At 63.7% G+C, this 24,373-nt stretch carries 22 protein-coding genes; 9 read left to right on the top strand and 13 right to left on the bottom strand.

Annotation, left to right across the window (positions count from 1 at the left end; all coding sequences use genetic code 11):
* Positions 1-241 precede the first annotated feature (241 nt).
* The 6 genes from IPM89_04705 to IPM89_04680 all read left to right on the top strand — a co-directional run bounded on the left by IPM89_04705 (position 242) and on the right by IPM89_04680 (position 4,721).
* The gene (locus tag IPM89_04705; GenBank protein ID QQS55124.1) at positions 242-1,693 is read left to right on the top strand and encodes a circularly permuted type 2 ATP-grasp protein; all 1,452 of its coding nucleotides are present in this window, start codon (positions 242-244) and stop codon (positions 1,691-1,693) included.
* A gap of 1 nt (position 1,694) precedes the next feature.
* Complete coding sequence (locus IPM89_04700; GenBank protein QQS55123.1) at positions 1,695-2,708, top strand: alpha-E domain-containing protein; 1,014 nt, start codon at positions 1,695-1,697, stop codon at positions 2,706-2,708.
* A gap of 73 nt (positions 2,709-2,781) precedes the next feature.
* A complete protein-coding gene (locus IPM89_04695; GenBank protein QQS55122.1) occupies positions 2,782-3,114 on the top strand; it encodes a DUF4258 domain-containing protein in 333 nt (110 codons plus the stop codon).
* Positions 3,111-3,296: a DUF2283 domain-containing protein gene (locus tag IPM89_04690; protein ID QQS55121.1), complete on the top strand. Its 186-nt coding sequence runs from the start codon at positions 3,111-3,113 to the stop codon at positions 3,294-3,296. Before IPM89_04695 ends, IPM89_04690 begins: the two co-directional genes overlap by 4 nt.
* Before the next feature lie 172 nt (positions 3,297-3,468).
* The gene (locus IPM89_04685; protein ID QQS55120.1) at positions 3,469-4,128 is read left to right on the top strand and encodes a fumarylacetoacetate hydrolase family protein; all 660 of its coding nucleotides are present in this window, start codon (positions 3,469-3,471) and stop codon (positions 4,126-4,128) included.
* A gap of 14 nt (positions 4,129-4,142) precedes the next feature.
* On the top strand, positions 4,143-4,721 hold the full coding sequence (locus IPM89_04680; GenBank protein QQS55119.1) for an NAD(P)H-dependent oxidoreductase: 579 nt from the start codon (positions 4,143-4,145) through the stop codon (positions 4,719-4,721).
* Between the two features lie 45 nt (positions 4,722-4,766).
* Here IPM89_04680 and IPM89_04675 read toward each other — a convergent pair whose 3' ends face one another.
* The 4 genes from IPM89_04675 to IPM89_04660 form a co-directional block, all read right to left on the bottom strand.
* Positions 4,767-6,074, bottom strand: a complete 1,308-nt coding sequence (locus IPM89_04675; protein ID QQS55793.1) for a GTP-binding protein — start codon at positions 6,072-6,074, stop codon at positions 4,767-4,769.
* Entirely contained in the window at positions 6,046-7,578 is a 1,533-nt protein-coding gene (locus IPM89_04670; GenBank protein ID QQS55118.1) for a 50S ribosome-binding GTPase, read from the bottom strand. The genes IPM89_04675 and IPM89_04670 overlap by 29 nt, the downstream gene beginning before the upstream one ends.
* Complete coding sequence (locus tag IPM89_04665; protein QQS55117.1) at positions 7,562-8,002, bottom strand: thioesterase family protein; 441 nt, start codon at positions 8,000-8,002, stop codon at positions 7,562-7,564. Before IPM89_04665 ends, IPM89_04670 begins: the two co-directional genes overlap by 17 nt.
* Before the next feature lie 381 nt (positions 8,003-8,383).
* Entirely contained in the window at positions 8,384-9,952 is a 1,569-nt protein-coding gene (locus tag IPM89_04660; GenBank protein QQS55116.1) for an AMP-binding protein, read from the bottom strand.
* 340 nt (positions 9,953-10,292) lie between these two features.
* On the opposite strand from IPM89_04660, the gene IPM89_04655 reads away from it, so the two are divergent.
* Positions 10,293-11,174, top strand: coding sequence for a radical SAM protein (locus IPM89_04655; GenBank protein QQS55115.1), 882 nt, complete (start codon positions 10,293-10,295; stop codon positions 11,172-11,174).
* Positions 11,175-11,195: 21 nt separating this feature from the next.
* Here the strand turns inward: IPM89_04655 and IPM89_04650 are convergent, their stop codons facing one another.
* Positions 11,196-11,666 (bottom strand): Rsd/AlgQ family anti-sigma factor, encoded by a 471-nt coding sequence (locus IPM89_04650; GenBank protein ID QQS55114.1) that lies wholly within the window; start codon positions 11,664-11,666, stop codon positions 11,196-11,198.
* A 123-nt stretch (positions 11,667-11,789) separates the two neighbouring features.
* On the bottom strand, positions 11,790-12,473 hold the full coding sequence (gene tsaB, locus IPM89_04645) for a tRNA (adenosine(37)-N6)-threonylcarbamoyltransferase complex dimerization subunit type 1 TsaB (GenBank protein QQS55113.1): 684 nt from the start codon (positions 12,471-12,473) through the stop codon (positions 11,790-11,792).
* A gap of 129 nt (positions 12,474-12,602) precedes the next feature.
* Here tsaB and IPM89_04640 point away from each other — a divergent pair, with 129 nt between their 5' ends.
* Together IPM89_04640 and IPM89_04635 are read left to right on the top strand one after the other, a co-directional pair.
* Positions 12,603-12,986, top strand: a complete 384-nt coding sequence (locus IPM89_04640; protein QQS55112.1) for a hypothetical protein — start codon at positions 12,603-12,605, stop codon at positions 12,984-12,986.
* Positions 12,983-14,758, top strand: coding sequence for an NAD-binding protein (locus tag IPM89_04635; protein ID QQS55111.1), 1,776 nt, complete (start codon positions 12,983-12,985; stop codon positions 14,756-14,758). Before IPM89_04640 ends, IPM89_04635 begins: the two co-directional genes overlap by 4 nt.
* A gap of 39 nt (positions 14,759-14,797) precedes the next feature.
* Here IPM89_04635 and IPM89_04630 read toward each other — a convergent pair whose 3' ends face one another.
* The 7 genes from IPM89_04630 to IPM89_04600 form a co-directional block, all read right to left on the bottom strand.
* Positions 14,798-15,418 carry a glutathione S-transferase family protein gene (locus tag IPM89_04630; GenBank protein QQS55110.1) on the bottom strand — a complete coding sequence of 207 codons (621 nt, stop codon included), beginning with the start codon at positions 15,416-15,418 and terminating at the stop codon, positions 14,798-14,800.
* Between the two features lie 30 nt (positions 15,419-15,448).
* Positions 15,449-17,236: a DEAD/DEAH box helicase gene (locus IPM89_04625; GenBank protein QQS55109.1), complete on the bottom strand. Its 1,788-nt coding sequence runs from the start codon at positions 17,234-17,236 to the stop codon at positions 15,449-15,451.
* A 96-nt stretch (positions 17,237-17,332) separates the two neighbouring features.
* Entirely contained in the window at positions 17,333-17,854 is a 522-nt protein-coding gene (locus IPM89_04620; GenBank protein ID QQS55108.1) for a DUF2062 domain-containing protein, read from the bottom strand.
* 168 nt (positions 17,855-18,022) lie between these two features.
* On the bottom strand, positions 18,023-21,157 hold the full coding sequence (locus tag IPM89_04615; GenBank protein ID QQS55107.1) for an efflux RND transporter permease subunit: 3,135 nt from the start codon (positions 21,155-21,157) through the stop codon (positions 18,023-18,025).
* Between the two features lie 67 nt (positions 21,158-21,224).
* Positions 21,225-22,325 (bottom strand): efflux RND transporter periplasmic adaptor subunit, encoded by a 1,101-nt coding sequence (locus tag IPM89_04610; protein ID QQS55106.1) that lies wholly within the window; start codon positions 22,323-22,325, stop codon positions 21,225-21,227.
* A 109-nt stretch (positions 22,326-22,434) separates the two neighbouring features.
* Positions 22,435-23,136, bottom strand: a complete 702-nt coding sequence (locus IPM89_04605) for a thermonuclease family protein (GenBank protein ID QQS55105.1) — start codon at positions 23,134-23,136, stop codon at positions 22,435-22,437.
* Complete coding sequence (locus tag IPM89_04600; GenBank protein QQS55104.1) at positions 23,087-24,331, bottom strand: hypothetical protein; 1,245 nt, start codon at positions 24,329-24,331, stop codon at positions 23,087-23,089. The genes IPM89_04605 and IPM89_04600 overlap by 50 nt, the downstream gene beginning before the upstream one ends.
* Positions 24,332-24,373 lie beyond the last annotated feature (42 nt).

Genomic DNA, 24,373 nt, shown 5'->3' with positions numbered 1-24,373 from the left:
CACTATGTTGCCCCTAATTAGTGCAGGGCGGTTTTTCATGCGCCTTTCTCGTGCATTCAGGCCGTTTTCCCATGGACCATCGTCCGTCATGCCTCCCATGCCACTGAAGGCAGCTATTGTATTTTTGTTTGTCGCACCGTCAACCAACTCCAACCATCCTGCTTTATTCCAAACTGGCTTGGATTTTGCTGCACTCAAGCGCAACAATGATCGAGCATGCCAATGCTAAGGATAACGATAGATGACAATCGAATGGCGGAATTATGCCGCGACCGGCGCATACGACGAACTCATCGACGGCGCGACTGGACCACGACCGGCGGCGAAGACTCTGTGTGAGTATCTGGCCTCGCTGAGCGATGAGGAACTGCGCGAGCGCAAGACCGCGGCCGAACTGGCCATATTGGTCATGGGCATCACCTTCACCGTCTACACCGAGGGCGGCAGCATCGACCGGGCCTGGCCGTTCGACATCGTGCCGCGCATCATCCCGAAACACGAATGGGATCGCACCGAAGCCGGCCTGAAACAACGGGTGCAGGCGCTCAACCTGTTCATCGACGATCTTTACCACGAGCAGAAGATCATCAAGGACGGCGTGTTTCCGGCCGAGGTACTAGCACAGTCGGTCAACTTCCGGCCGCAGTGCGTGGGAGTCAACCCGCGTCACGGTGTCTGGGCGCATATCTGCGGCTCGGATCTGGTGCGCGACAAGGACGGCACGGTCTACGTGCTGGAAGACAACCTGCGGGTTCCCTCCGGCGTGTCCTACATGCTGGAAAACCGGGTGGTCACCAAGCGGGTATTCCCGGAACTGTTCGAGTACCAGCGCATCCAGCCGGTGGACGACTACGCCCCACGGCTGTACGACATGCTGGCCTCGCTGTCGCCGCGCCCCGGCGACAACCCCACCGTGGTGGTGCTCACCCCCGGCATCTACAACTCGGCCTATTTCGAACACTCCTACCTTGCCCAACAGATGGGCGTGGAACTGGTGGAAGGCAGCGACCTGGAGGTCGGCGACGACGACTGCCTCTACATGCGCACCATCAAGGGGCTGGAACGGGTGGACGTGATCTACCGGCGGGTCGACGATCTGTTTCTCGATCCCGAAGCATTCCGGCCGGACTCGGCGCTGGGGGTCAAGGGTTTGATGCGGGCCTGGCGCCAAGGCAATGTGGCGCTGGCCAACGCGCCGGGCGCCGGCGTGGCCGACGACAAGGTCGTGTACACCTTCGTCCCCGACATTATCAAATACTATCTCGATCAGGACCCCCTGATCGCCAACGTGCCATCCTACCTGTGCATGCGCGAGAAGGACCGGAAGTACGTGCTGGCCAATCTGGACAAACTGGTGGTCAAGCCCGCCAACGAATCCGGCGGTTACGGCATGATGGTCGGACCGCACGCCACTTCCAGCGAGCGCAAGCGCTTCGCCGAACTGATCCAAAAGGACCCACGCAACTACATGGCCCAACCCACCCTGTCGATCTCCACCTCTCCGACCCTGTGCGACGACCAGATGGAACCCCGCCATGTGGACTTGCGGCCGTTCATCCTGTCCGGTCCCACGACCTACGTGACCACCGGCGGCCTGACCCGGGTGGCCCTCAGAAAAGGCTCGCTGGTGGTCAATTCCTCACAGGGGGGTGGTAGCAAGGACACCTGGATCGTCGATACCGAGGGCTTCTAACATGTTGTCACGCGTCGCCCAAAACATCTATTGGATGGCCCGTCAAATCGAACGGGTCGAAGACACCGCTCGCATCATCAACGTCAATAGCAACCTGCTGCTGGATCTGCCGCGCAACACCACCTTTGGCTGGCTGCCGCTGATCTTCATCGTCGGCGCCGAAAAATTGTTCTTCGAGAAGGACCCGAACCGGCTGGCTGATGAAACCACCGTGCTCAAGTTTCTGATCAGCGACCGCGATCATCCGAGTTCGATTATTTCCAGCCTGGCCGCCGCCCGCGAGAACCTGCGCACCACCCGCGACACCGTGCCGCAAGAGGTCTGGGAACAGGTCAACGGCTTATACATCTACGCCCGCGACCATATCCCCACCCGGCGCGGCCGTTTCGAATTCATGCGTCGGGTCATTCATGGCGCGCAACAGATCAACGGCATGCTGTCCGGAGCCATGAGCCGCACCGCCGCCTACGATTTTGTCCGGCTGGGCCGCTATCTGGAACGGGCCGACATGACCACCCGTATTCTGGACGTGCGCTCGGCCAACCTGCTGCCGCGCGCCGGTCAGCCGGCGACGGTCGCGGAATCCCGGCAGGAACAGGAGGCGACCGAGACCAGCCAGGCCCAGTCGCAATCCCAGGCCGTCACGCCTGAACGGCAGGAACAGGACCCTTTCGAGAACATTCAATGGATGAGCGTGTTGAAATCGCTGAGCGCCTACCAGATGTACCGCCAGCAGGTGCGGCTGCGGGTCGGCGGCCCCGACGTGCTCAAGTTCCTGTTGCAAGATGAATGTCTGCCGCGCGCCGTGGCCTATTGCCTGACGCAGTTGGAAATCTGCCTGCGGGAGTTGCCCAAGAACGCCACGCCGCTCGCCAGCATCGCCGCCCTCAGACAACGCTTGAACACGGCGGCGGTGCCGGAACTCGCCCGCGAGGGTCTGCACGAATTCATCGATGAATTGCAGATCGGCCTGGGTCAACTGCACGACCAGATCGCCACTACCTACTTCGCCTAGCGCGCGGGTTCCGGCCGGCTTCGCCCGGCCCAGGACATCCACTTCGCCAGCCTTCGGGCTGGCGTTTTTTATCGTGTCCACCGTTGCGACCCCGGCGAGCTTACCCGACAATACATCATGGACTTTGGCTGCCGGCGAAACGGGTTGGGCGCACGACATGGACTACATTTTGAGCGATCATGCTCGCAAGCGAATCCTGAAGCGGAAAATCCGTACCGAGTGGATCGAGATGACCTTGACCCATCCGACACATACCGGAAATGACGATGTGGATCCGACCTTGGCTCATGCATTGCGGCCGATCCCAGAGAAAGGTTTCCGAATGCTCCGGGTCATCTACAACGAAACGACCGATCCGGTCATCGTGGTGACGGCCTATTTCGACAACGAGGCGAGCGCCCCATGAAATTCGAGTTCGACCCCCAAGCCGACGCGGTTTATCTGGAATTGACGGAGGCCGAGGTGGAGGAATCCAAGGAAATCCAACCTGGCATCATCATGGACTACGATGCCGAAGGGCGGATTGTGGGCATCGAGGTTCTCCATGTGAGCAAGCGAACCCAACTGCCCTTGCGGAAAGCGGCTTAACATTCCGCCAAAATCCCCCGCGACTCAGGCTGTGACCCATCGCGGCTCTCGCGGGAAAGGTCCAATTGTTTGCCTGCGCGGCAGACCGTGTACGATCATTTCAGCCCGCTCTAATCCGCGTCCTCCCACCCAACGGACGCGAATCTTTCGGACAGCCTACAAGGGAATCTTCGTGGCTTACCAACACCGCTATCTGGACGGCAACCCGCTGGCACAGCCGGCCGGCAAGGTCGTCTGCATCGGCCGCAACTATCTCGACCACATCCGCGAACTCAACAACGCGGTGCCGGAAACGCCCATCCTGTTCATGAAACCGGCCACCGCGCTGATCGGGCTGGACGAAGCGATCCAGTTGCCGGCGGGACGAGGCGCTTGCCACCATGAAGTGGAACTGGCGGTGCTGGTGGGCCGGGAACTGCGCAACGCCGATGCCGTGGCCGCCCGCCAGGCCGTGGCCGGTTACGGCATCGCCCTGGATCTGACCCTGCGCGATCTCCAGAACACACTGAAGCAAAAAGGCCATCCCTGGGAAACCGCCAAAGCTTTCGATGGCGCCTGTCCACTGTCGCCGTTTCTGAAACCCGAGGCACTGCCCGAACCACAGGCAACCGAGCTGGCGCTGCGGGTCAACGGCGAATTGCGTCAACAGGGCAATACTCGCCAGATGATGGTCGGCATTTTCGAACTGCTAGCCTACATCTCCACCCACTTCACCCTGCAACCGGGCGACGTGGTGCTGACCGGCACGCCGTCCGGCGTCGGCCCGCTCGCTTCCGGCGATGCGCTGACGCTCAGCCTGGCCGGTCACGATTTCAGCGCGCGCGTAGCCTGAGCCATGATTCGAAGATGAATATCCTGCTGGTTTACGCGCACCCCAACCCGCGCAGTTTCAATCGGGCCCTTCTGGAAACGGTCGATGCCGAACTTTGCGAACGGGGACACGCGACCTGCATTCGCGATCTGTATCAGCTGCGGTTTCGCTCGGTGCTGGACGGCGAGGATCTGATCCGCAACTGGCGCGGCGACCTGCCGAATGACATTCACCAGGAACAGGAAGCCATCCGCTGGGCACAAGGACTGGTCTTTATCTATCCGATCTGGTGGTTCGGTCCCCCCGCCATTCTCAAGGGCTGGATCGACCGGGTGTTCGTGCGCAAATTCGCTTTCGACTTCACCGAAGCCGGCATGCAGGGTCTATTGACGCACGAGAAAGCCTTGATCATCAACACGCTGGGCGGCGATGAGGCCACTTACCAGCGTCTGCGCTGGCACGAATTGCTGGTGCGGCCGATGGCCGAAGGCGTGTTGGAGGCCTGCGGCGTTCGCACCGTCACCCATCGGGCGTTCTACCAGGTGCCGACCGTTTCGCCGGCCGAACGGCAAGCCATGCTGGCGGAAGCACGCGACCTGGCGGCGGCGTTTTAGCGCAACGGGACAGTTATTTGACCGGCAACTCCTTCGCGGTCGAACTCAAAACAGCGGCTTCAAGCGCGCCAGGATATCGTCGCGAGCCTGCGCCAGCAGCGATTCACGGTCCAGACTGTCGAGGATATCCTGCACCACTCGCTTCGGCCCGCCCTCGCCCCAGGACTTGCCTTGGGCGAAATACTGCTCGGCGGCCCGGCCAACCACATAGGTGCCATACCAGGCCACCGCGCCCTGCGCCCCGGCGGTCACTACCGTCGACAGCCCCAGACTGATACCCTTCAGCGCCGCCGCCGCCAGGTTCATAACCCAGACCGTGCCCATCAGAAACACCAGTTGGGTGAAGATGGTCTTGAGCAGCGCCCCCGCCTCGACCCGGTTAATCGGCAGGCCGTAAACCCGGCCGAGATGCACGACCATCGCCGCGTCGGTGGCGACCGCCGCCAGGATATCGGCAATGGGAATGGGGTTCAGCGCCACCGCCACGCCCTTGGCCAGGCAATACTTGCGCACCACCTTGTCGGCCAGGTCGCGGCGGATGGCGACGATCTCGCGGCTCAAACGGTCGGAGAAGCGGCCGGCGAACAAGCCGGCGTTGAGCGCCGCCATGGTCTTGCCCTCGGCCTTGAGGATGTCCCAGATCCGCTCGCGCAACACGGTCACGTCGGCCGTCGGCCGGCGGCGGGTCTCGGTCTCGTTGCCCTCGGCGTCCACCAGAATCACGATGCGCTCGGCCGGCTGGGCGGCGACGGTCAGAATGTCCCGCGGCTGGATCAGCCCGACGCTGCGCCGACGCAGTGTTTCCAGCAACAGCTCGCGATCGGTCGGGGTATAACGGTCGATCTTGTTCAGCACCAGCACCAGCCGCTGGGCCACGCCCTTCACCTGCCGCAGCGCCTTCAGCTCAGTATCGGTGATATCGCCGTCCACCACGAACATGACCAGATCGCTGCGACTCGCCACGTCGTGAGCAAGCTGCTCGCGGGCTTCGCCGGATACTTCGTTGATGCCGGGGGTGTCGATCAGAAACACCCCGCCGGCGTCGTATTCCTGCCAGCGGGCGTGAGTGGCGCGGGTGGTCTCGCCGTGCAGCGGGCTGGTCGAAAACCGCGTCTCGCCCAGCAGGGCGTTGAGCAGCGCCGACTTGCCGACGCTGACCCGGCCGAACACGGCGATATGGATATGGCCCTGTTCGATCTTTTCCAGCAACACTTGCAGTTGCCGGTACTCCTCCGCCAGCGCCGCGCGCACCGGCGGCGGCACCCGCTGGTCGTCCAGCAGCTCGCGCAGGCTCTCGCGGGCCAGGGCCAGATGCCCGTCGCCGTTAGCCGGTTGCGGTTCCAGCACCTTCATCGCCTCGCTGTCGCGTCCAAGCCAGTTGGAGTAAACGCTTTGCACGCGCTTCCAGATTTTCACTCAAGTCATCCTCGAACATCCGCAAGGTGGGTCCGCTCACCAGGTCGCCACGACTTTCCAGGGAGCGGGCCACCGCCTTCCCCAGGCTTTCGAATATCAATCCATAGACCACGGCGTGCAACATGCCGCCCACCACCGTACCCATCCCCGGAAACGCCTTGAACACGTTGCCGACCAGCGCCAGCAGCAGGTTGAGGCTGCGCTTGATCTGGTTGCCGGCCAGATCCAGGAAGCGCTGCATATCGACCTCGCGCGCCGGTACTTCGTACAGCGCGCACAGCTCCTTGAGCAATCGGATACCCAGATAGCCCTGGATCAATACGTCGGTCCCCGGCCCGACCGCCGCCAGCGCGCCGAACACCGCCTTGCGGGAATACCCCTGAACGATCTCCTCGGCCCGCTGGCGGCGGTGTTGGGCGACCGCCTCATCCAGCTTCTGCTGGACCAGCACGAACACCGCGGTATCGCGCAAACCGTCCAGAACTTGCGGGTCGGTATCAAGATAGCGCTGCAAGGCTCGGCGCAGATCCTCGACCCGCGGCTTGCGTTCGCGCAGGGTGGTTTCCTCGCGGCCATCGTGATAGATACGGGTGACTTCTTCCACGCCGCCGCACTGCACCGGCGCCACTTCCACCCCCTCGCCCACCCGCTCGCCCAGGCGTTCGCGCACCAACTCCAGTTCCCCGCCGATCAAGCGATCGATCTTGTTCAGCGCCAAAATCACCGGGCTGCCCAGCTCCACCAGCGTCCGCAGCGCCTGATACTGGTCGCGGGTCAGGTCGCCTTCGCAGACATAGATCACCACATGGGCGCGCAGCGCTTCGTCGCGGGCTTCCCGGTCCAGCGCGCCATCCGCTTCATTCAGGCCCGGCAGGTCGACCAGAATCAGCCGATCCCCAGCCGGGCTGGTCCAAGTGTAATTGGTCACTTCCCGGGTGGTGCCGCCGCGCACGTCGACCGCAATGTCAGTGCCCGGCAGCAAGGTGCGGATCATTGAAGATTTACCGGTACTGATCTCGCCGAACACCGCCACGATGATCTCGCCCGCCGCCCGCCGCCGCTGCAATTCTTCCAACTCGCGGCGGATGTGATCCACCGGCACGCCGTCCTTGTCGTGTTTCTCCACTTCGACGACCAGGGTCCCTTCGTCCGGCGGCTTGGTGGGCGTGGCCGGGCGGGATTTGCCAGCCGGCCGGCCCCAGCGCAACACCCGCCAGACCAGGTAGGCCCCGCCCATGCTCAACAGACCCAGCACCAGCAGGTAAATCACCCAGAACGTGGTGGGCGCCCGATGCAGGCGATCCCATACCGACAGTCCGAGATCGGTGATATACAGCACCAGCACCAGCAGCACCGCAACGCCCATGCTGGCGCCCACGGCCAGCAGCAGGCGGACCGGTAACCAGGACCGGGCGGCCGACGGTTTAAGAGACGGCGACATCGTGCGGGAACAGATCGAGGAAGGGTTGCGGCACGGGTTGAACCGCACGTTTCCGGTAGTTGAAGAATACAATGCCGGTTTTGGCTCGCGCCACTTCGCGCCCGCCGGTCCGTTCGGTCACCCGGTAGACGAAATCACAGCCATATTTATTGAAATCCACGACGGCCACCGCGATCTCCAGTATCTCGCCAGGGAACGCCTCGGATTTATAGAGGACGACGCTGTCGGTCACGACCAGGCCGAGGCCAAAGATATCCAGTTCGCCCAGTCCGTATTGCGCCAAGAACCGCGCCCGTGCCTCCTGCAACAGGCCCAGCAGGGCATCGTTGCCCACATGCCCGGCATAATTGACATCGGTGACCCGCACCCGCAGCTCGGTGACAAACGGAAAATCCGTCGGCAGGTCCAATTTGATTCGCGCCATGCGCTGCCTCGACAAAAAGTGATAATACGCTTTATAAATTATAATGTTAACCTAACCACAACTTTAAAGGAACCAGTGGTCGCGGCGGGAATTGTAAACGATTATCGCGGAAAAACGGACCATCAACCGGCCACCAAACATGGCAGGATTCACCAATAACTACAATTATTCAAGTAGCAACCAGCAAGGTGAGGCGGGCGTTCCCGCCAGGATTCCCAAACAGGCGGTCGCGTGGATTGAGTCGAACCATAAGGCGGCAACGGTGGGGAAAGAGACAACACAAGCAAGTGCCTCGGGATCACAGCGGTGGAAAAATCCATGGCTAGCCAGTTCGCCAGCCCCAACAGGGCGACACGATCCACGGTCGGCGCAACCTCCGGGTCACGCGCCACCCGCATAGTGGGTGACGACGGCATTGCGATTCAGTTTTCCGGCGCCGGTGAGGGGCAATTCGGCAACCGCTCGGATTTGCCTGGGTACCTTGTAATCGGCCAAATAGTCCCGACAAAATAGCTTAAGCTCTTCTTCCGTGACACTTCCGCCGGCATGGAAAATGACGAGCGCGACCGGCGCTTGTCCCCATTTCGGATCGGGAATACCGGCGCAAATCGCCCCGGCGATGGCGGGATGCCTGCTCAAAGCTTGCTCGATCTCTTCCGGCGAGATGTTTTCTCCCCCGGAAATGAACATGTTGTCCGCCCGCCCTTTAATGAAAACCAAGCCATCCCGATCCTGCTCGGCCAAATCGCCCGTATAAATCCAGCCTTCTCGATCGATGACCTGCTCGGTCCGTGCCGGATCATGGAGATAGCCGTCGAAGTTATGCGGGCTGCGCAGACACAATACGCCCGTTTCGCCGGGCGCCACGTCTTGTCGGGATTCCGGATCGACGATCTTGGCGTCGCAGTGAAACATGGACGTGCCGATACTGGCCGAATAGGTCAGTAATTCCTCCAGCGAATCAGAACGGGGGATGTAGGCAAAATTAGAGGGGCCGGCCTCGGTCATCCCATAGGTCTGACTGACAGGAATCCCTTTATCCAGGAAGACTTGCATGACCGCTTTCGAACAAGGCGCGGCGGCGGTGGTGATCGTTTTCAACCTGGAAAAATCGGTTTCTCCAAACTTCGGATGAGCGATCAGGAATTGCAGCATGGCTTCCACCGCGCCAAAGTTCTCGACGCGCCCTTCGTGGATCAGTTCCAGCATCAGGCCGGGATTGAATTCGCGCATCAAGATGCCGGTGATGCCCGCGTAAAACAGCGGCGTAAAGGTGTTCCATCCGCCGATGTGAAAGAAAGGAAAGGTGATCAGCACGGTTCCGTAAGCGCCGGCAAGGCCAGTGGCAAGAATATCGACCGCGTTCCAGACCATTTGCCGATGCGACACGATGCAGATTTTCGGCACGGCGGTCGTGCCGCCGGTATGGACGTAGAGGCAGCTATCGTTCATCGCCAGTGGAACGTTCACCTCTCTGGCGTCGGTCTTCAGGATGACGTTTTCGAAAAAGTTTCGCTCATCGTCGATATCGATGATTGATCGAGCCGATGTGGGCATCGACAGGGAAGCGACCGGTTCGGTGAATAAGTGCTCGTAAACGAGGGCGCTGGGCTGGAGACGCGCCAGTAAATCCTCCAGTTCCGGCTTTTTCAAACGCTGGCTCAACGGCGCCAAGATGATCCCCAGTTTTCCGCAGGCCAAATAAAGGTCGATCGCCTCGATCCGGTTGCGACAAATCAGCGCGATCACCTCTCCCTTGCGCAGTCCCAGCACGTCGCTCAGATAAGTTCCCACCCGACAAGCCCGGTCGTTCATTTCCCGAAAGGTGTAGGACTGTTGGGTGAAGGAGTCGTACAGGGCAGTCCGATTGGGCGTCAGGGTAGCACGGCGTCCCGCCCAATCGCCGACCCAGTTCATGGGCAGATCGTCGTAACTTTGAATGAATCCCATTGGAATCTCCTCCGATCGAGTACTAATCAGTTGAGTGTCGTTGCAACCGAGGTTTTCTGGGGAACGTGGTGATTGATTATAGGAGTGGAGAGACGGTTGCGAGGCGGTTTCCACGATGAGTCGGCTTGGAGCCGATTCCTTCCTCATCCAGCGGGGATGCGACTATCGCTATCCATGTCAAGCACATCGTCAACCACCTCCAATCGATATCCCGTGGTACATCGAAGTACCCACCACCAGACAATCGGTCTTCATCGTTTTGCCGTAACGCGACCAGTAACGGATCGGTGGTAAGCTGTTTGTTCGGCCGGTGGATACCGGCGCTTCCTTGGAGGCTACCATGCTGATCGACTACGACATGCCGCTCTGGCGCCCCCCCTCCGAGGCCAGCAGTTTCATCCTGCAAGCCACGCTGGGTTGCAGCTTCAACCGGTGCAGCTTCTGCTCGATGTACCGGACCAAGACTTTCGCCATCCGGCCGCCGAATGCGGTCAACGCCGACATTCAGGCCGTGGCACGGCGGTATCCCGACACCCGGCGGGTCTTTCTGGCCGACGGCGACGCGCTGGCCACGCCGACCGAACAGCTATTGGCGATCCTGCAATCCCTGCGCCTTGCCTTCCCCCAACTGGAGCGGGTGTCTAGCTATGCCCTGCCCGCCAATCTACTCAAGAAATCGATCGACGAACTGCGGCAACTACGGAATGGCGGGCTGACGCTATTGTATTACGGCATCGAAACCGGTTCGGCGGATTTGCTGAAACGAATCACCAAGGGCGCCACGCCGGAAGTGATGGTCACTGGACTGACCAAGGCCAAACAGGCGGGCTTGACCCTGTCGGCGACGATGATTCTCGGGCTGGGCGGACAAGCCTACTGGCGAGAGCACATCGACGCCACCGCCGAACTGGTCAATCGGGTCGAGCTGGATTACCTGTCCACCTTGCAGTTGATGCTCGAACCGACGATCGAGGACGAGTTTCGCCGCAAGTTTCGCGAACCGTTCCAATGGCAGGACGACTCAGCGTTGCTGGAGGAACAGGCCCGGCTGATCGAGCGGCTGGACCCACCCGCGCCGCTCACCTTCCGCTCCAACCACGCCTCCAACGCCCTGGCGCTGGCCGGCATCCTGCCGCGAGATCGGACGGCGCTGCTGGGCACGCTGGCGACGGCTCTGAGCGGTCGGCTGGCGCTAAGGCCGGACTGGCTGCGCGGCTATTGACATCGGCGCCAGTGCGCGGATTTACGGCTGTGGCGGCGCCGCGCCGCGCAAGGCGGCGACGATCCGGTCCTCCAGCTCAATGCGTTCCGCCAGATTCTCGCCCAAACGCGACAGCTCATCCTCCAGTCCGGCCAGTTCCGCGGCGGACGGCGTGCCGCCGTAGCGGTCGTGAAAGGCCAGCGCCACCTGAGTGGTGCTGGCGATGGGCGCATAAAGCTGCCGGGCCAGATCGCGGGCCGGGCAGTAAGGCGAATCGCCCGGCTGCTCTTCCAGCGCCTGATAGACCTCGAATGGCCCCAGCGCCAGGTAGTCGATCAGCGACTGGCGAAACTGGCGCAGCAGGTGCCGAACCGGCTCGGCCAGCGTGAACGGTTTCAGCGCCGCCAACTTGTTGTACAACACCAGACTTTGCTGGCGGGCCGCCAACAGCTTGCGCACCAGATCCGGCAGCGCCTTGCTGTGGAGCGGATCGACGATGGTCGCGGCATTCATGTGGCATCCTCACGATGGTGGGTCTGTTCCGTTTACTTTTTTAGAGCTTATCGACCGCGAGGCCGCTCGCGGTTCTCGCCCTATGCTAATCAACGGCGGCGTGCTTTCCAACCGATAAAATCTCTAACGGGAACTGGCGACCCGTTGGCTCACCACTTCGTTGCGCAGGTAGACCGGCAGCGCCAGATCGGGAGACACCCAGTCGGCGCGCTGGCGCGGAACGGCCGCCAGCCGCGCCACGTCGGCGGCGCGGGGATAGCGCTCCTCCAACCAGCCGCGCACCGGCAGTTGCCGGGACAAAACCGCCGCGTGAACCCGCCAGCCACCGCCGGCGCCGAACCAGCCGTCCCCCGCCGGCGCGGTCACGGCCGCCGGCGCGCACACCCGCTCCTCCCCCAGCAATTCGGCATCGTCGGCGGTAACGGCGTAGGTTCCCCAATAGACCTCGCTCATGCGGGCGTCCAGCGCCGCCGCAAGGCGGGAGTATCCGGTTTCCCGCCCCACGCCCAGCGCCAGCGCCGCCAGCGTGGATACCGGAACGACCGGCAGATCGGCGGCGAAAGCGATACCCTGCGCGATGCCGACCGCGATCCGCACCCCGGTGAAAGCGCCCGGCCCGCGCCCGAAGGCAACGACATCCAGTTGCTTTGGGCTCAGGCCGGCTTCGGCCAGCACCGACTCGATCATCGGCAGAATCAGGGCGGCGTGGCGACGCGGCGCCAGTTCGTAGCGTTCCCACACGGCGCCGTCCACCCACACGGCGGCGGAGCAGGCTTCGGTGGCGGTATCGAGAGCGAGCAGTTTCATGGGGCTCCTGGGTTACGGCGGGGTTTCGGGAAGTATTGGTCAAGGTCGCCGCCCGTATTATATTGGCCGCCATCCTCGAAACGAGCCTCGGAAACCCAAAGAATCCCGGCCCCTGGAACAGCCACCCCCATGAACCTCGAAAAAGTCATTTTCGGTTTCTTCATCGTCCTCGCCGCCACCCTGAACTTCGGCTTTTTTGTCGGCGACATCGACAATCCCGTCCATCACGACGTGTATGAGTTATTCGCCGCCATCGTGGTCAATCTGATCGCCACGGTGCTCAAGTTCGGCGACCGCACCCACATCGGCGCGATCCATCTGTCCACCAGCCTGGTGGCGGATCTGCAACTGATCGCGGCGGCGCTGGTCTGGAGCTACGGCACCCAGGTGGTCGGCGCCGACCTGACCCCGGAAACCACCGCCAAGGTGGTCTCGCTCTCCGGCGGCGCACTGTTCGCCAATATCGTGTCGATGGTGATCCTGATCGCCGAAACCATCATGCAGAAAAGATGAACCCGGACATCCAGGAAAGCACCTTTTTTTTAGCGCTGCGGCGGATGCGGGCGCCGCTGATCACGCTCATCCTGATCTATGCGGTCTCGGTGCTGGGCCTGACGCTGATCCCCGGCATCGACGCCGAAGGCCAGCCGACCCGGATGAGTTTTTTTCATGCCTTCTATTTCATCAGCTACACCGCGACCACCATCGGTTTCGGAGAAATCCCCAACGCCTTTTCGGAGTCGCAGCGACTGTGGATCATCCTCTGCATCTACCTGTCGGTGATTGGCTGGGCGTATTCGATCGGCGCCCTGCTGGCGCTGCTGCAAGACAAGAACTTCCAGAACGCCGTGCGCGTGCAGCGCTTCAATCGAGTAGTGCGGCTTCTGCGGGAACCGTTCTATCTGGTATGCGGCTACGGCGAAACCGGGCAACTGATTTGCCGTGCGCTCGACCAGCTGGGGATGCGAGCGGTGGTGGTCGAAATCGAAGAGTCCCGGGTCAGCCAACTCGATCTACACGGCCACTCCGCCGATATCCCGGCACTGGTGGCCGACGCCCGGCAGCCGGAAATCCTGAAGCTGGCGGGGCTGACCCATCGCAGCTGCCTGGGCATCATCGCCCTGACCAACGACGACCACGCCAACCGGGCCATCGCCATCTGCGCCCGCCTGCTGGCGCCCGAATTGCCCGCGCTGTGCCGGGCCGAAACCGCCGAAACGGCCACTAACATGGCGTCTTTCGGCACCCGCCACATCATCAATCCTTTTGATAAATTCGGCCACTACCTGGCGCTGGCCCTGAACGCGCCGGCGGCCTACCACCTGCTGGAATGGCTGACCGGCGTCCCCGGTACGCTGGTCGTCCCGCATCGCGATCCTCCGCGCGGTCACTGGCTGCTGTGTGGCTACGGTCGCTTCGGGAAAGCCATGGTGTCGGCTTTGGAACAGGAAGGCGTGTTGGTGACCATCATCGACCACGACCCGCCTCCGGACGACACGCAACGACATTGGGTGCGCGGCGATGGCACCGGGGTGCCCGCCCTGTTGGAAGCCGGCATTGAAAACGCCGTGGGCATCGCCGCCTGCACCTGCGAGGACATGAGCAATCTGTCGATCGTGGTCACGGCACGGGAACTGAACCCCGCGCTGTTCGTGGTGTTGCGGCAGAACCTGCAAGCCAATCAGGCGCTGTTCGACGCGTTCGAATCCGATTTCACCGTCGTGCCGAGTCAGATCATCGCCCGGGAGTGTCTGGCGATCCTCACCACGCCCCTGCTGGCGCCCTTTCTGTGGCAGATCAAGCAACGCGGCGAGTCCTGGGCCAGTACCCTGCTGGATCAGCTAACCGAACGCTTCGGCTGGCAAGCGCCAACCGTGTGGAGTGTGTGCGTGGACGCCAGCCAGTCCCCGGCGCTGTTGAACTGGCTGGCGCAGGGCCATCACGAGGCGGCGCTGGGTGACCTGCTGCGCGACCCGCACGATCGCGCCGAGGAACTGGCGTGCCGGGTTCTGTATCTGGCGCGAGACGATGGCGTTTCGGCCGTGATGCTCCCGCACCGCCACACCGCGGTCCAGGCGGGCGACCAGTTGCTGTTTGTCGGCCAGGCGACGGCGCGGCGCGCGCTCGAACTCACCCTGAACAACGAGAACGCGCTCGATTATGTACTGCGGGGTCGGGAGATTCCCGGTGGCTGGGTTTGGGAACGGCTGGCCAGGCTCCATGGCGGCACCGCGCAATCCAGCGGCGGCACAAAAACGAACCGCGCCATCGCCCGATTGCCGTGATTCGCGGTTCGCTTTGCCCTTTGGGAGCGCGATTCGGCTCTAGACCTCCTGTTCCCGCTCCCGGGCCCGCGCCCAGGCTGGACGCGCCAGCAGACGCGCGGCATAGGACTCCAGATTGTCGTGCTCCAGCGGCAGCTTGAGAGCTTGTGCCCAAGCCAGCGTGTGCGCGACCAGAATGTCGGCGGCGCTAAAGCGGTCGCCAAGCATGAACTCGCGTCGGCCGAGCCCTTCGGCCAACACCTTGGCCGCCACCGGAAACTCCCAGCGCGCGGTATCCAGCACCGCCGGCGCCCGTCGCCGTTCGGGCAGAGCGAAGGTGTGCTTGCCGATGGTCCAAAGCGGCTGCTCCAGTTCGCTCAAGACGAAGTAGCACCACTGGTTGTAGCGGGCACGTTCCCGGCCGCCGACCGGCGGGGTCAGCCCCGTGGCTGGAAACCGATCACCGATATAGGTACAAATCGCGCCCGACTCGGTCAGCACGAAGTCGCCATCGACCAGAGTGGGCACCTTGCCTCCGGCGTTGAGGGCCAGATACTCGGGCCGCCAGCCAGCGCCGGCCTTGAGATCGACATGGACATATTCGTACTCCGCGCCGACCTCCTCCAGTGCCCAGATCACCCGGCTGGAACGGGCGTTGGGAAACCCGTAAACCATGAGCATGGCTGTATCCTCCAGCGGATTCGAACCGCTTCACGAATTCTGATGGTGATCGGGACTTTTCTTTCTGGGTTTGCGCTCGGCCGGTTTGTCTTGGCCTTCCCTAAACGGTTTTTCCCGAGAACCCGAGGTTCTGGAAGCCGGCCGTCTTCGTTCCGGTTCGGCTGCATCGAGGCGGCTGATGTTCAACATACACTGCCGCACCCGGACTTTCTTGAGATGTTGGAAGATATCGGTGGGCATGCCGTCGGGCAGATCCACCGTGCTGTAGTCGTCGTGGATCTGGATACGACCGATATAGCGGCTTTCGATCCCCGCCTCGTTGGCGATGGCGCCAACGATATTCTGCGGGGTCGCGCCGTGCTGGTGGCCGACTTCGAGCCGGTAGCGCACCAGATCGGCATCGGCGGATTCTCTCGAACGTTTGCGCGGTTTGTCGGATCTCGCCGGCTCTTCCGCCTCTGACCGGACACGGGCGTTGGCGGCCTCCGCCGGATCGGCGGCTTCCTCGACCCGCAACGGGCGGTCGCGCTGAGCCAGATAGGTCAACGCCGCGGCGATGTCGTTCGGGCTGATCTCCTGCTCCTTTTCCAGTTGGGCGACCACACCGTGGAAAAAGTCCAGATCTTCCGCGGCGAGCACGTCCAGGATCTGCTGCTTGAACTGAGTCAGGCGATGGGCCGCAATCACTTTTCGAGTCGGCAACGGCATCGATTCGATGGGCTGACGGGTCGCCTTTTCGATAGCCCGCAGCATCCGCATCTCGCGCGGCGCGACGAAGAGAATGGCATTGCCCGAACGACCGGCGCGGCCGGTGCGGCCGATGCGATGAATATAGGCTTCGGTGTCGTAGGGAATGTCGTAATTGACGACGTGGCTGATGCGCGGCACGTCGAGCCCACGCGCCGCCACGTCGGTGGCGACGACGATATCGAGGCCGCCATTCTTGAGCTGTTCGATGGTGCGCTCGCGCAACACCTGGCTCATGTCACCCTGCAGGGCGGCGCAGGCGTGGCCACGCGCTTCCAGCCGCTCCGCCAGTTCGGTGGCGGCGACCTTGGTGCGCACGAACACCAGCACCGCGTCGACATCCTCCACCTCCAGGATGCGGGTCAGGGCGTCGAGCTTATGCAGGCCGCTGACCTGCCAATAGCGCTGCCGGACCGAGATGACGGTGGCGGTACTGGTCTGAATCTTCACTTCCCGCGGATCGCGTAGATGGCGGTGCGCCACCCGGCGGATCTGCTCGGGCATGGTGGCCGAGAACAGGGCGATCTGCCGCTGCGGCGGCGTGTGTTCGAGGATCCAGTCCACATCCTCGATGAAGCCCATCCGCAGCATTTCATCGGCCTCGTCCAGCACCAGGGTACGCAAGCCTTCGAGCACCAGACTCTCCCGGCGCAGGTGATCCATGATGCGGCCCGGCGTGCCGACCACCACATGCGCCCCGCGCTTGAGCTGGCGGAGCTGGTTGCTCATGCTCTGACCACCATAGATGGGCAACACATGAAAGCCGGGCAGATGGTGGGCATAGCCCTGGAAGGCTTCGGCGACCTGAATGGCCAGCTCGCGGGTGGGCGCCAGCACCAACGCCTGCGGTCGCCGCTCGGCCAGATCCAGTTTTTGCAATATCGGCAGGGCAAAGGCGGCGGTCTTGCCGGTGCCGGTTTGCGCCTGGCCCAACAGGTCGTGGCCGTCCAGCAGGTGGGGAATGGTGGCCGCCTGAATCGGCGAAGGGGCTTCGTAGCCGAGTTCTTGCAGTCTTTGCAGCAACGGCGGGGAAAGTGCCAGTTGTTCGAATTGGGTAATGGGGGATGACATACGTGAAACGATACCTTGGTTGGGGAGGCGCTGATCAAAGACGGGCTACCGTGGACGCAATAATAATGGCAAGGACTTCAGCCTGGCCAAAGCGTCTCAGCCGGAGCAGGGTGCAACCCGCCGCCGCCGCCGAAATTTGTTGACGATATACCAGCGCCAGAACAGGTGAGCGATGCAGAAGGTGAAAGTTCCCGCCACCACGCCCACGACCAGCGAGCCGACCAGCAACGGCAGGCCGATGACGCCGGCCTGTTGCAATAGCCAATGCAGCGAAAGCTCGAATGTCCAGCTTTGCGGCGGGCTACCCAGCAGCCAAGCGCCAAACCGGTAGGTGAGGTAAAAGATGAGGGGCATGGTCAGCGGATTGGTGATCCAGACCATCGCCACCGCCACCGGCAAGTTGAAGCGCAACCAAGCCGCGGCGGTGGCGGCCAGCAGCATCTGCCATGGAAAAGGAATGAAGGCGAAAAACATGCCGGCCGCCAGCCCGCGCACGGTGGGACGGCGACTGAAATGCCACAGACGGGGATCGTGCAGCAGTTCCCCGAGAAAACGGAGATTCTTATGCGCGCGCAAGTGCTGCGGATCGGGCAGGTAACGCTGCAAAAACGGTTTCATGGGCGACGACAATTCAACCAAGGCGCACACGTTGACGAAGAGCACGACTTTCGGACGCTGCAAAACTTCTGGCCGGTGGGCGATTATACGCTAACGGCCGCAACACAAACCCCTTTTTATAATGAGTCATTTGCGCCCTGCCGGCCGCCAGCACCGCCGGCCGGCAGCCTAAACCCGCTCGCGCAATCCTGGTGGGCTACTCGCGGGCGGAACGGCGGGCGCTTCGCCGCGCAATTGCGCCGTCAATCGCTGCTCGATGGCGTTGACCGGCCGGGTAAACCGCGCCAATAGATCGTATAGCACCGGGGTCAGAAACAGCGTCAGCGCGGTGGACAGCAGCAACCCGCCGATTACCACCACACCGATGGCGAGCCGGCTTTCGGCGCCGGCCCCGGTCGCCAGCGCCAGCGGCAACGCCCCCAGCACCGTGGACAGCACGGTCATCAGAATCGGTCGCAGGCGCTGGCTGGCGCCGGCCAGCACGGCAGCTCGCACGTCCAGGCCTTGCGCCCGCATCTGATTGGCGAATTCCACGATCAGAATGCCATTCTTGGCCATCAGGCCGATCAGCAACACGCAACCGATCTGGCTGTAGAGATTGATCGACTGACCGGTCAGCAGCAAGGCCAGCAAGGCGCCGGTCACCCCGACCGGCACGGTCAGCAGGATGATGAACGGATGGATGAAGCTCTCGAACTGGGCGGCCAGCACCAGAAACACGATCAGCAGCGCCAGGCCGAAGGTGAAATACAAGCCGCCCGACGTTTCCAGAAACGACTCGGCGGCACCGGTCAACGAGACACGCGCCTCCGCCGGCAGGGTTTCGGCGGCGATGCGATTGAGATCGGCAATGGCTCGGCCGAGATCGTAGTCGCCAACCAGCGAAGCATCGATGGTAACCGCCGGCAGGCGGTCGAAGCGGCGCAGGGTCAGCGCCGAGTCGTCCTCGCGCAGATCGACCACCGCGCCGAGCGGCGCCAGTTCGCCGTTCTTGTCGGCGCGCACGAAGATCCCCCGCAGATCGCCCGGCTGGCGCCGGTCGGCGGCTTGTGCCTGCAGCAACACCTCGTACTCGCGGCCCCGGTCGATGTAGGTGGTCACCTCGCGCGAGGCCAGCAGGGTCTGCAAGGTGGCGGCGATGCGCTCGACCGGGATGCCCAGTTCGTCGGCCAGGGCGCGGTTAATCTCGACCCGCAGGGTGGGCTGGTTGGCCTGATAATCGCTATCAATGGAGGTCAGCCCCGGATTGTCGCGGGCGCGGGCCATGACCGCCTCGCTCCAGGCCACCACGGTCGGATAGTCCGGCCCGCCGATCACCAGTTGCACCGCTTGCGAGCTGGCGCCGCGCCCCAGGCTGGAGCGGCTGATCGGAATGGCCCGCAGATCGGGAATCTCGCGCAAATCGCCGCGCAGCGCGTTGACGATGGCCTGCTGGCCGCGCGCGCGCTGGCTCCAGTCGGTGAGGCCGACCACCACGAACGCCCGATTGCTGTCGCCGCGGCCGATGATCGACACCAGCCGCCACGCCTCGCCGCGCTCGAACAGGGGTTGTAGCACCCGCTCGATCTTGCGCACGCCGGCATCGGTAAACGCCAGCGTCGCGCCTTCGGGCGCCTTGACGGAGATGAAGAACACCCCGCGATCCTCGCTGGGCGCCAGTTCCTGGGGTAGATCGCGATACAGCAGCAGCGCGGCGATGCTCAGCAGCGCGGCGGCGGCCAGCACCACCAGCGGCATCGCCAGCGCGCCGTTCAAGGCGGTCCGATAGCCGCGTTCCAGAGCGGCGAAGGCGCGTTCCGCCCCCCGCATGAAGCGATTGGGCGTCGCGCCGCGCCCCAGCAGTTGCGAGCACAGCATGGGGGTCAGCGACAGCGCCACGAAGGTGGAAATCGCCACCGCCGCCGCCAGTACCAGCCCGAATTCCCGAAACAGCTTGCCGATCTCGCCGCCGAGCAGCGACAGCGGCACGTAGACCGCCACCAGCACCGCGCTGGTGGCCAGCACCGCGAAGGTCACCTGGCGGGTACCGCGATAGGCCGCGACCAGCGGCGGCTCGCCGTGATCCACCCGGCGCTGGGCGTTTTCCAGCACCACGATGGCATCGTCCACCACCAGCCCGATGGCCAGGATCAGGGCCAGCAGGGTCAGCAGATTGATCGAAAACCCCAGCGCCGCCAGCAGCATGAAGGCACCGATGATCGAGACCGGGATGGTCAAGGCCGGAATCAGGGTGGCCCGTAGCGAATAGAGGAAGGCGAAGATGACCAGCACCACCACACCGACCGCGATCAAGAGCGTCACCACGACCTCGTCGATGCTGGCCTGGATGAACAGGGCGTCGTCGGTGGCGACGATCATCCGCACCCCGTCCGGCAGTTGCGGGCGGATACGCTCCAGCTCGGCGCGCACGCCGGCCGATACCGCCAGGGTATTGGCTCTGGACTGGCGGATGACCCGCAAGGTGATGGAGTTCTCGCCGTTGGTGCGCACCAGGGAACGGTCGTCCTCTACCCCCGGCTCCACCTTGGCCAGTTCGAACAGGCGGATCGGGTAACCGTCGCGCTGGGCGATGGCGAGATTGCGGAATTCCTCGATGGTTTTCAGTCGGCTATCGACCCGCACCGCCAGTTGCCGGTTGCTGGATTCCAGCCGGCCGGAGGGCAGTTCCACGTTGGCCCGGCGCAAGGCGGTCTCGACGTCGCCGACGGTCAGACCGCGCGCCGCCAAGGCCTCGCTGTCCAGCCAGACCCGGATGGCGCGGCGGCGGGCGCCGCTCACCGTCACCTCCCCCACCCCGGACACCGTGGCCAAGCGGTCCACCACCACCCGTTCGGCCAGATCGGTCAGTTCCTCGCCGGACAGGCGGTCGCTGGTCAGGGAAACCCGCATCACCGGTTGGCTGTCGCTGTCGGCCTTGACTACCCGCGGCTCGTCGGCTTCCTCCGGCAAGCGGTTGCTCACCGAACCCACCGCCTCGCGCACGTCGGCGGCGGCGCTGTCGATGTCCCGACCGGTGGTGAAGGTGATCCGGGTCTGGCCGACACCTTCGCTGGAGCCGGATTCGATGCGCTTGACCCCATCGATCCGGGCCACCGCGCCCTCGATGACTTCGGTGATCTCGGTATCGACGATGGCCGGCGCCGCGCCGGTGTAAGTGGTGGTGACGGTCACCACCGAGGCATCGACATCCGGCAGTTCGCGCACCGGCAAATCGCGCACGGCCATGACCCCGCCGACCACGATCAGCAGGCTGACGACGATGGCGAACACCGGCCGTTGGATGAACAGATCGGACAGGAACATGGCGGCGCCCCTCAGCTCCGATGCCTGTCCCACACGGGGAGAGCAGCGATTGATTTCTTGCGGATCATCAGTCCTCACCCCTGGGAGCAAGCGCGGCGGCGGTCTTCGCGCTCCCGTCGACCGGCCGCACCGGCGAGCGCTCGCGCAGCGCCTGATGGCCCTTGGTCACCACCTCGGCGCCCGGCGCCAGTCCGGTCAACACCTCGATCGCGGCGTCGCGCCGTTGCCCGGTGACGATCACGGTCCGGGTCGCGATACCCTCCGCCACCACATGGACGTAGCTCCGGCCATCCTCGCTGACCACCGCTTCCTCGGGCACCAGCACCGCGTGGTCGCGCTCGGCGACGGTCAACCGAACCGCCATGAACAGACCGTCCGGCAACAGGGCGTCGGGGTTGGGCAGTTCGGCCCGCACCCGGAAGGCGCGCGCCGAATCGATACGGGTATCCACCTCGCGCACCGCGCCACTGAAGGTTCGGCCCGGAAAAGCCGCGCTGACGGCACTGACCGTTTGTCCGGGCTTGACCGTGGCGAAATAACGCTCCGGCACCTTGAACTCCAGTTCGATGGTGTCCAGATCGTCGAGCGTGGTCAGCGCGGTATCGGTATCGACGTAAGCGCCGAGATTGACGTTGCGCAGCCCCACCACGCCGGCGAAGGGTGCCCGAACGGTTCGTTTTTCCAGCCGGCTGCGCGCGGCTTCCAGGCGGGCCTCGGCCATGTCGAGCTTGGCGCGCAGGTCGTCCAGATCGGCCGCCGACACCAGCCGTTGAGCACGCAGCGAGTCCGCGCGCCGCACTTGCAGGCGCAAGTTCGCCAGTTCGCTCTCGGCTTCGCGCACCGCCGCCCGTTCGCTGGCGCTGTCCAGTTCGACCAGCGTCGCGCCGGACTGGACCCGCTGTCCGGCCTGGAAGGCGATGCGGGTGATCCGACCCGCCGTGCTGGGCACGATCTTGACGGAACTGGTGGCGCGGGCGGTACCGACCGCCGCGACGGTTTCAGTCACCGTGCCGAGGCGTGCGGGGGTGGTTTCGACCGCCACCGCGCTGGCCGGACGCGCGCTTGGAACCTCATCGCCACGCTCGCTCTCGGCGGTCCAGTACCATCCGCCGCCGGCCGCCAGAGCGGCCAGCAGAATCACGATACCGAGTTGAGGGATCAGGCGCATTGGGTTGGGTTCACCGGGTAAGGTTGTGGCGTCATCGTCGGGTCGCTTCACTGCACAGTACAACGGCGAGCCGTCCCGCACTTATAACCATCGAGGCGGATAATCTGCCTCACCGGCAGAGCGCCTCGCACGGCACCCCATCCTTATCACGATCCAGGCGCTTGACGCCACAACGATCGAGATAAAACCGCGCCTCCTCGCAGGAGGTCATTTCCCCGCAAGTCCGTTTCGTTCCGCACCGGGACGAGGCCGACGGCGATGCCGGCGGTGACGGCTTCGAGGTTTTCCCACCGTGCCGCCAGTCCCATGGCGGGATCGGATTCGAGTCGGCCCACAGACCGCGTCGGGCCTGTTTCGCCTCCGCCTCCAACGCATACAACCGCCGTGATCGGGCATAACGGCGGTAGACCCACGCCATCCCACGCCGCACCTGTTCGGCATCGAGATCCCGACCACCCGACCGCACCGCGCCGACCGTGCGACCATAATCGTCCTCGGCTACCACCCGCACCCGCACGACCCGATTGAGCGCCAGCCCCGCCAGTGACCGGGTGGCCGCCGAGCCGTAGGGTTGATCGTGCTCCGGCGCATCGATCCCCGCCAGCCGTACCCGCACCCGCCGATTGTCGTCGGTTCGCACCGTCAAGGTATCGCCATCGCTGACGCCCACCACCCGGCCGCCGAACTCGGCGGCGTGAACCGCCAGCGGCCACAGCAGACCCGCAACGAGCAGGCTATTGCGCCAATACCCGTTCAAACGCTTACGGCTTGAACTGGGGCAGAAGCTGAATGGTGTCGTCCACCCACGCATCCACCGCGCCCAGCAAAGGCGGCAGCAGCTTCCCTTGCCACTCCTGCTGGGTGCTGGCCAGCGCGGTTTGAATCTCGGCTTCGAAGTTCTCCCGCGCCAGCAGTTCGATGCCCTCCTGAATCAGCCAGTCCACCGCCAAACCGGTGCCCGCGCCGATCACGACACCCGCCGCCGCCCCGAGCGGCCCGCCCAGACTGCCACTGGTTCCGCCGGCCGCGCCGCCGGTGACCAACAGCAGCGCCCGTTCGACAAACGGCAGGCTGAGTCGAGCGGCGATGACCGCGCCGACCTGGCTGCCCAGCACCTTGCCGGCCGCCGCGCCCAGCGTGGTCAACGTGATCCCCCGAAACGCCCCCAGCGTGGAATTGGCATCCGAAGCGATGCGGACCTTGTGCAACTGCGCCGGCCAATCCAGACGCAGTTCGGCCACCGGCTGCTGGCCGGAATCGAGATGGGTAGTGTGACGGGCGACGAAGACTTGAAAGTCCGCCTGCATCGTGGCCAACACCAACAGATAGGACTGCCGCGCCTGCTCCAGGGTATCGCGATAAAGCTGCTGCAAACGGGGATCGGTGATTTCCGGCTTCAGCACCAGCAGTTCGTAGTGTTGTTGCAGCACCCGCTCCAGATCGGCGACGACCCGCTCCTTCACGTCCCCATCGCCGAAATGACGGACGGCGGAACTCAGCGCTTCCCACAGCAGTTGATAATTGGTGCCGTAGCCGTAGTACCAGTCGGCGAACAGGGGCACGCGCTGGCGCAGATCCTGGAAAGTCGCGTCCATGCCGGCTTCGAACCGCGTTTGCAGCTGCTGGCGCAATTGCTGGCGGCTCTGTTCCAAACTCGCGGTGTGAGCGCGCACGAATTCGGAGTATTGCCCGGCGTCGGCCAGCACCCGCACCAGTTCGCCGTTCTGATTTTGGTAGGCCAGGGCGACCTTGGCCGGCACCTGGCGTTCGACCGGGGCGACCACCTCGGTTCGGTCGGGGTGAACCGGCGCGGTATCCAGCGGCGACGCCTGACGCCACAGGTAGGGACCACCCCACGCCAGCACCAGACCGAGCAGGAGACCCAGCCAAAAGCGGGAACGCCGCCAGACCGGCGGAGCCGCTTGCGTTGTGTTGATGATGATGGGCGGGAGCGTGCTCTCCCGGCGCTCACCGCCCGCAACCGGCACGGCAGACAGTTCGTTCATGGCTACTCCTTCGGGCGACTTCTCCCTCTGAAACGAGAGAGG

This window comes from Candidatus Competibacteraceae bacterium (genome assembly GCA_016699715.1).
Classification (GTDB): domain Bacteria; phylum Pseudomonadota; class Gammaproteobacteria; order Competibacterales; family Competibacteraceae; genus Competibacter.
Note: the sequence above shows the minus strand (reverse complement) of the source record. Positions and strands in the feature narration are given on the sequence as shown.

What these genes read in the sequence shown, in the direction of transcription:
- IPM89_04705 (QQS55124.1), top strand. Translation starts at nt 242, where the DNA reads ATGACAATCGAATGGCGGAATTATGCCGCGACCGGCGCATACGACGAA.
- tsaB (QQS55113.1), bottom strand. Translation starts at nt 12,473, where the DNA reads ATGAAACTGCTCGCTCTCGATACCGCCACCGAAGCCTGCTCCGCCGCC.
- IPM89_04675 (QQS55793.1), bottom strand. Translation starts at nt 6,074, where the DNA reads ATGAAGGTGCTGGAACCGCAACCGGCTAACGGCGACGGGCATCTGGCC.
- IPM89_04665 (QQS55117.1), bottom strand. Translation starts at nt 8,002, where the DNA reads ATGGCGCGAATCAAATTGGACCTGCCGACGGATTTTCCGTTTGTCACC.
- IPM89_04620 (QQS55108.1), bottom strand. Translation starts at nt 17,854, where the DNA reads ATGAAACCGTTTTTGCAGCGTTACCTGCCCGATCCGCAGCACTTGCGC.
- IPM89_04700 (QQS55123.1), top strand. Translation starts at nt 1,695, where the DNA reads ATGTTGTCACGCGTCGCCCAAAACATCTATTGGATGGCCCGTCAAATC.
- IPM89_04670 (QQS55118.1), bottom strand. Translation starts at nt 7,578, where the DNA reads ATGTCGCCGTCTCTTAAACCGTCGGCCGCCCGGTCCTGGTTACCGGTC.
- IPM89_04610 (QQS55106.1), bottom strand. Translation starts at nt 22,325, where the DNA reads ATGCGCCTGATCCCTCAACTCGGTATCGTGATTCTGCTGGCCGCTCTG.
- IPM89_04660 (QQS55116.1), bottom strand. Translation starts at nt 9,952, where the DNA reads ATGGGATTCATTCAAAGTTACGACGATCTGCCCATGAACTGGGTCGGC.
- IPM89_04605 (QQS55105.1), bottom strand. Translation starts at nt 23,136, where the DNA reads ATGCGTGGGTGGACGACACCATTCAGCTTCTGCCCCAGTTCAAGCCGT.
- IPM89_04655 (QQS55115.1), top strand. Translation starts at nt 10,293, where the DNA reads ATGCTGATCGACTACGACATGCCGCTCTGGCGCCCCCCCTCCGAGGCC.
- IPM89_04615 (QQS55107.1), bottom strand. Translation starts at nt 21,157, where the DNA reads ATGTTCCTGTCCGATCTGTTCATCCAACGGCCGGTGTTCGCCATCGTC.
- IPM89_04650 (QQS55114.1), bottom strand. Translation starts at nt 11,666, where the DNA reads ATGAATGCCGCGACCATCGTCGATCCGCTCCACAGCAAGGCGCTGCCG.
- IPM89_04690 (QQS55121.1), top strand. Translation starts at nt 3,111, where the DNA reads ATGAAATTCGAGTTCGACCCCCAAGCCGACGCGGTTTATCTGGAATTG.
- IPM89_04635 (QQS55111.1), top strand. Translation starts at nt 12,983, where the DNA reads ATGAACCCGGACATCCAGGAAAGCACCTTTTTTTTAGCGCTGCGGCGG.
- IPM89_04625 (QQS55109.1), bottom strand. Translation starts at nt 17,236, where the DNA reads ATGTCATCCCCCATTACCCAATTCGAACAACTGGCACTTTCCCCGCCG.
- IPM89_04640 (QQS55112.1), top strand. Translation starts at nt 12,603, where the DNA reads ATGAACCTCGAAAAAGTCATTTTCGGTTTCTTCATCGTCCTCGCCGCC.
- IPM89_04630 (QQS55110.1), bottom strand. Translation starts at nt 15,418, where the DNA reads ATGCTCATGGTTTACGGGTTTCCCAACGCCCGTTCCAGCCGGGTGATC.
- IPM89_04680 (QQS55119.1), top strand. Translation starts at nt 4,143, where the DNA reads ATGAATATCCTGCTGGTTTACGCGCACCCCAACCCGCGCAGTTTCAAT.
- IPM89_04600 (QQS55104.1), bottom strand. Translation starts at nt 24,331, where the DNA reads ATGAACGAACTGTCTGCCGTGCCGGTTGCGGGCGGTGAGCGCCGGGAG.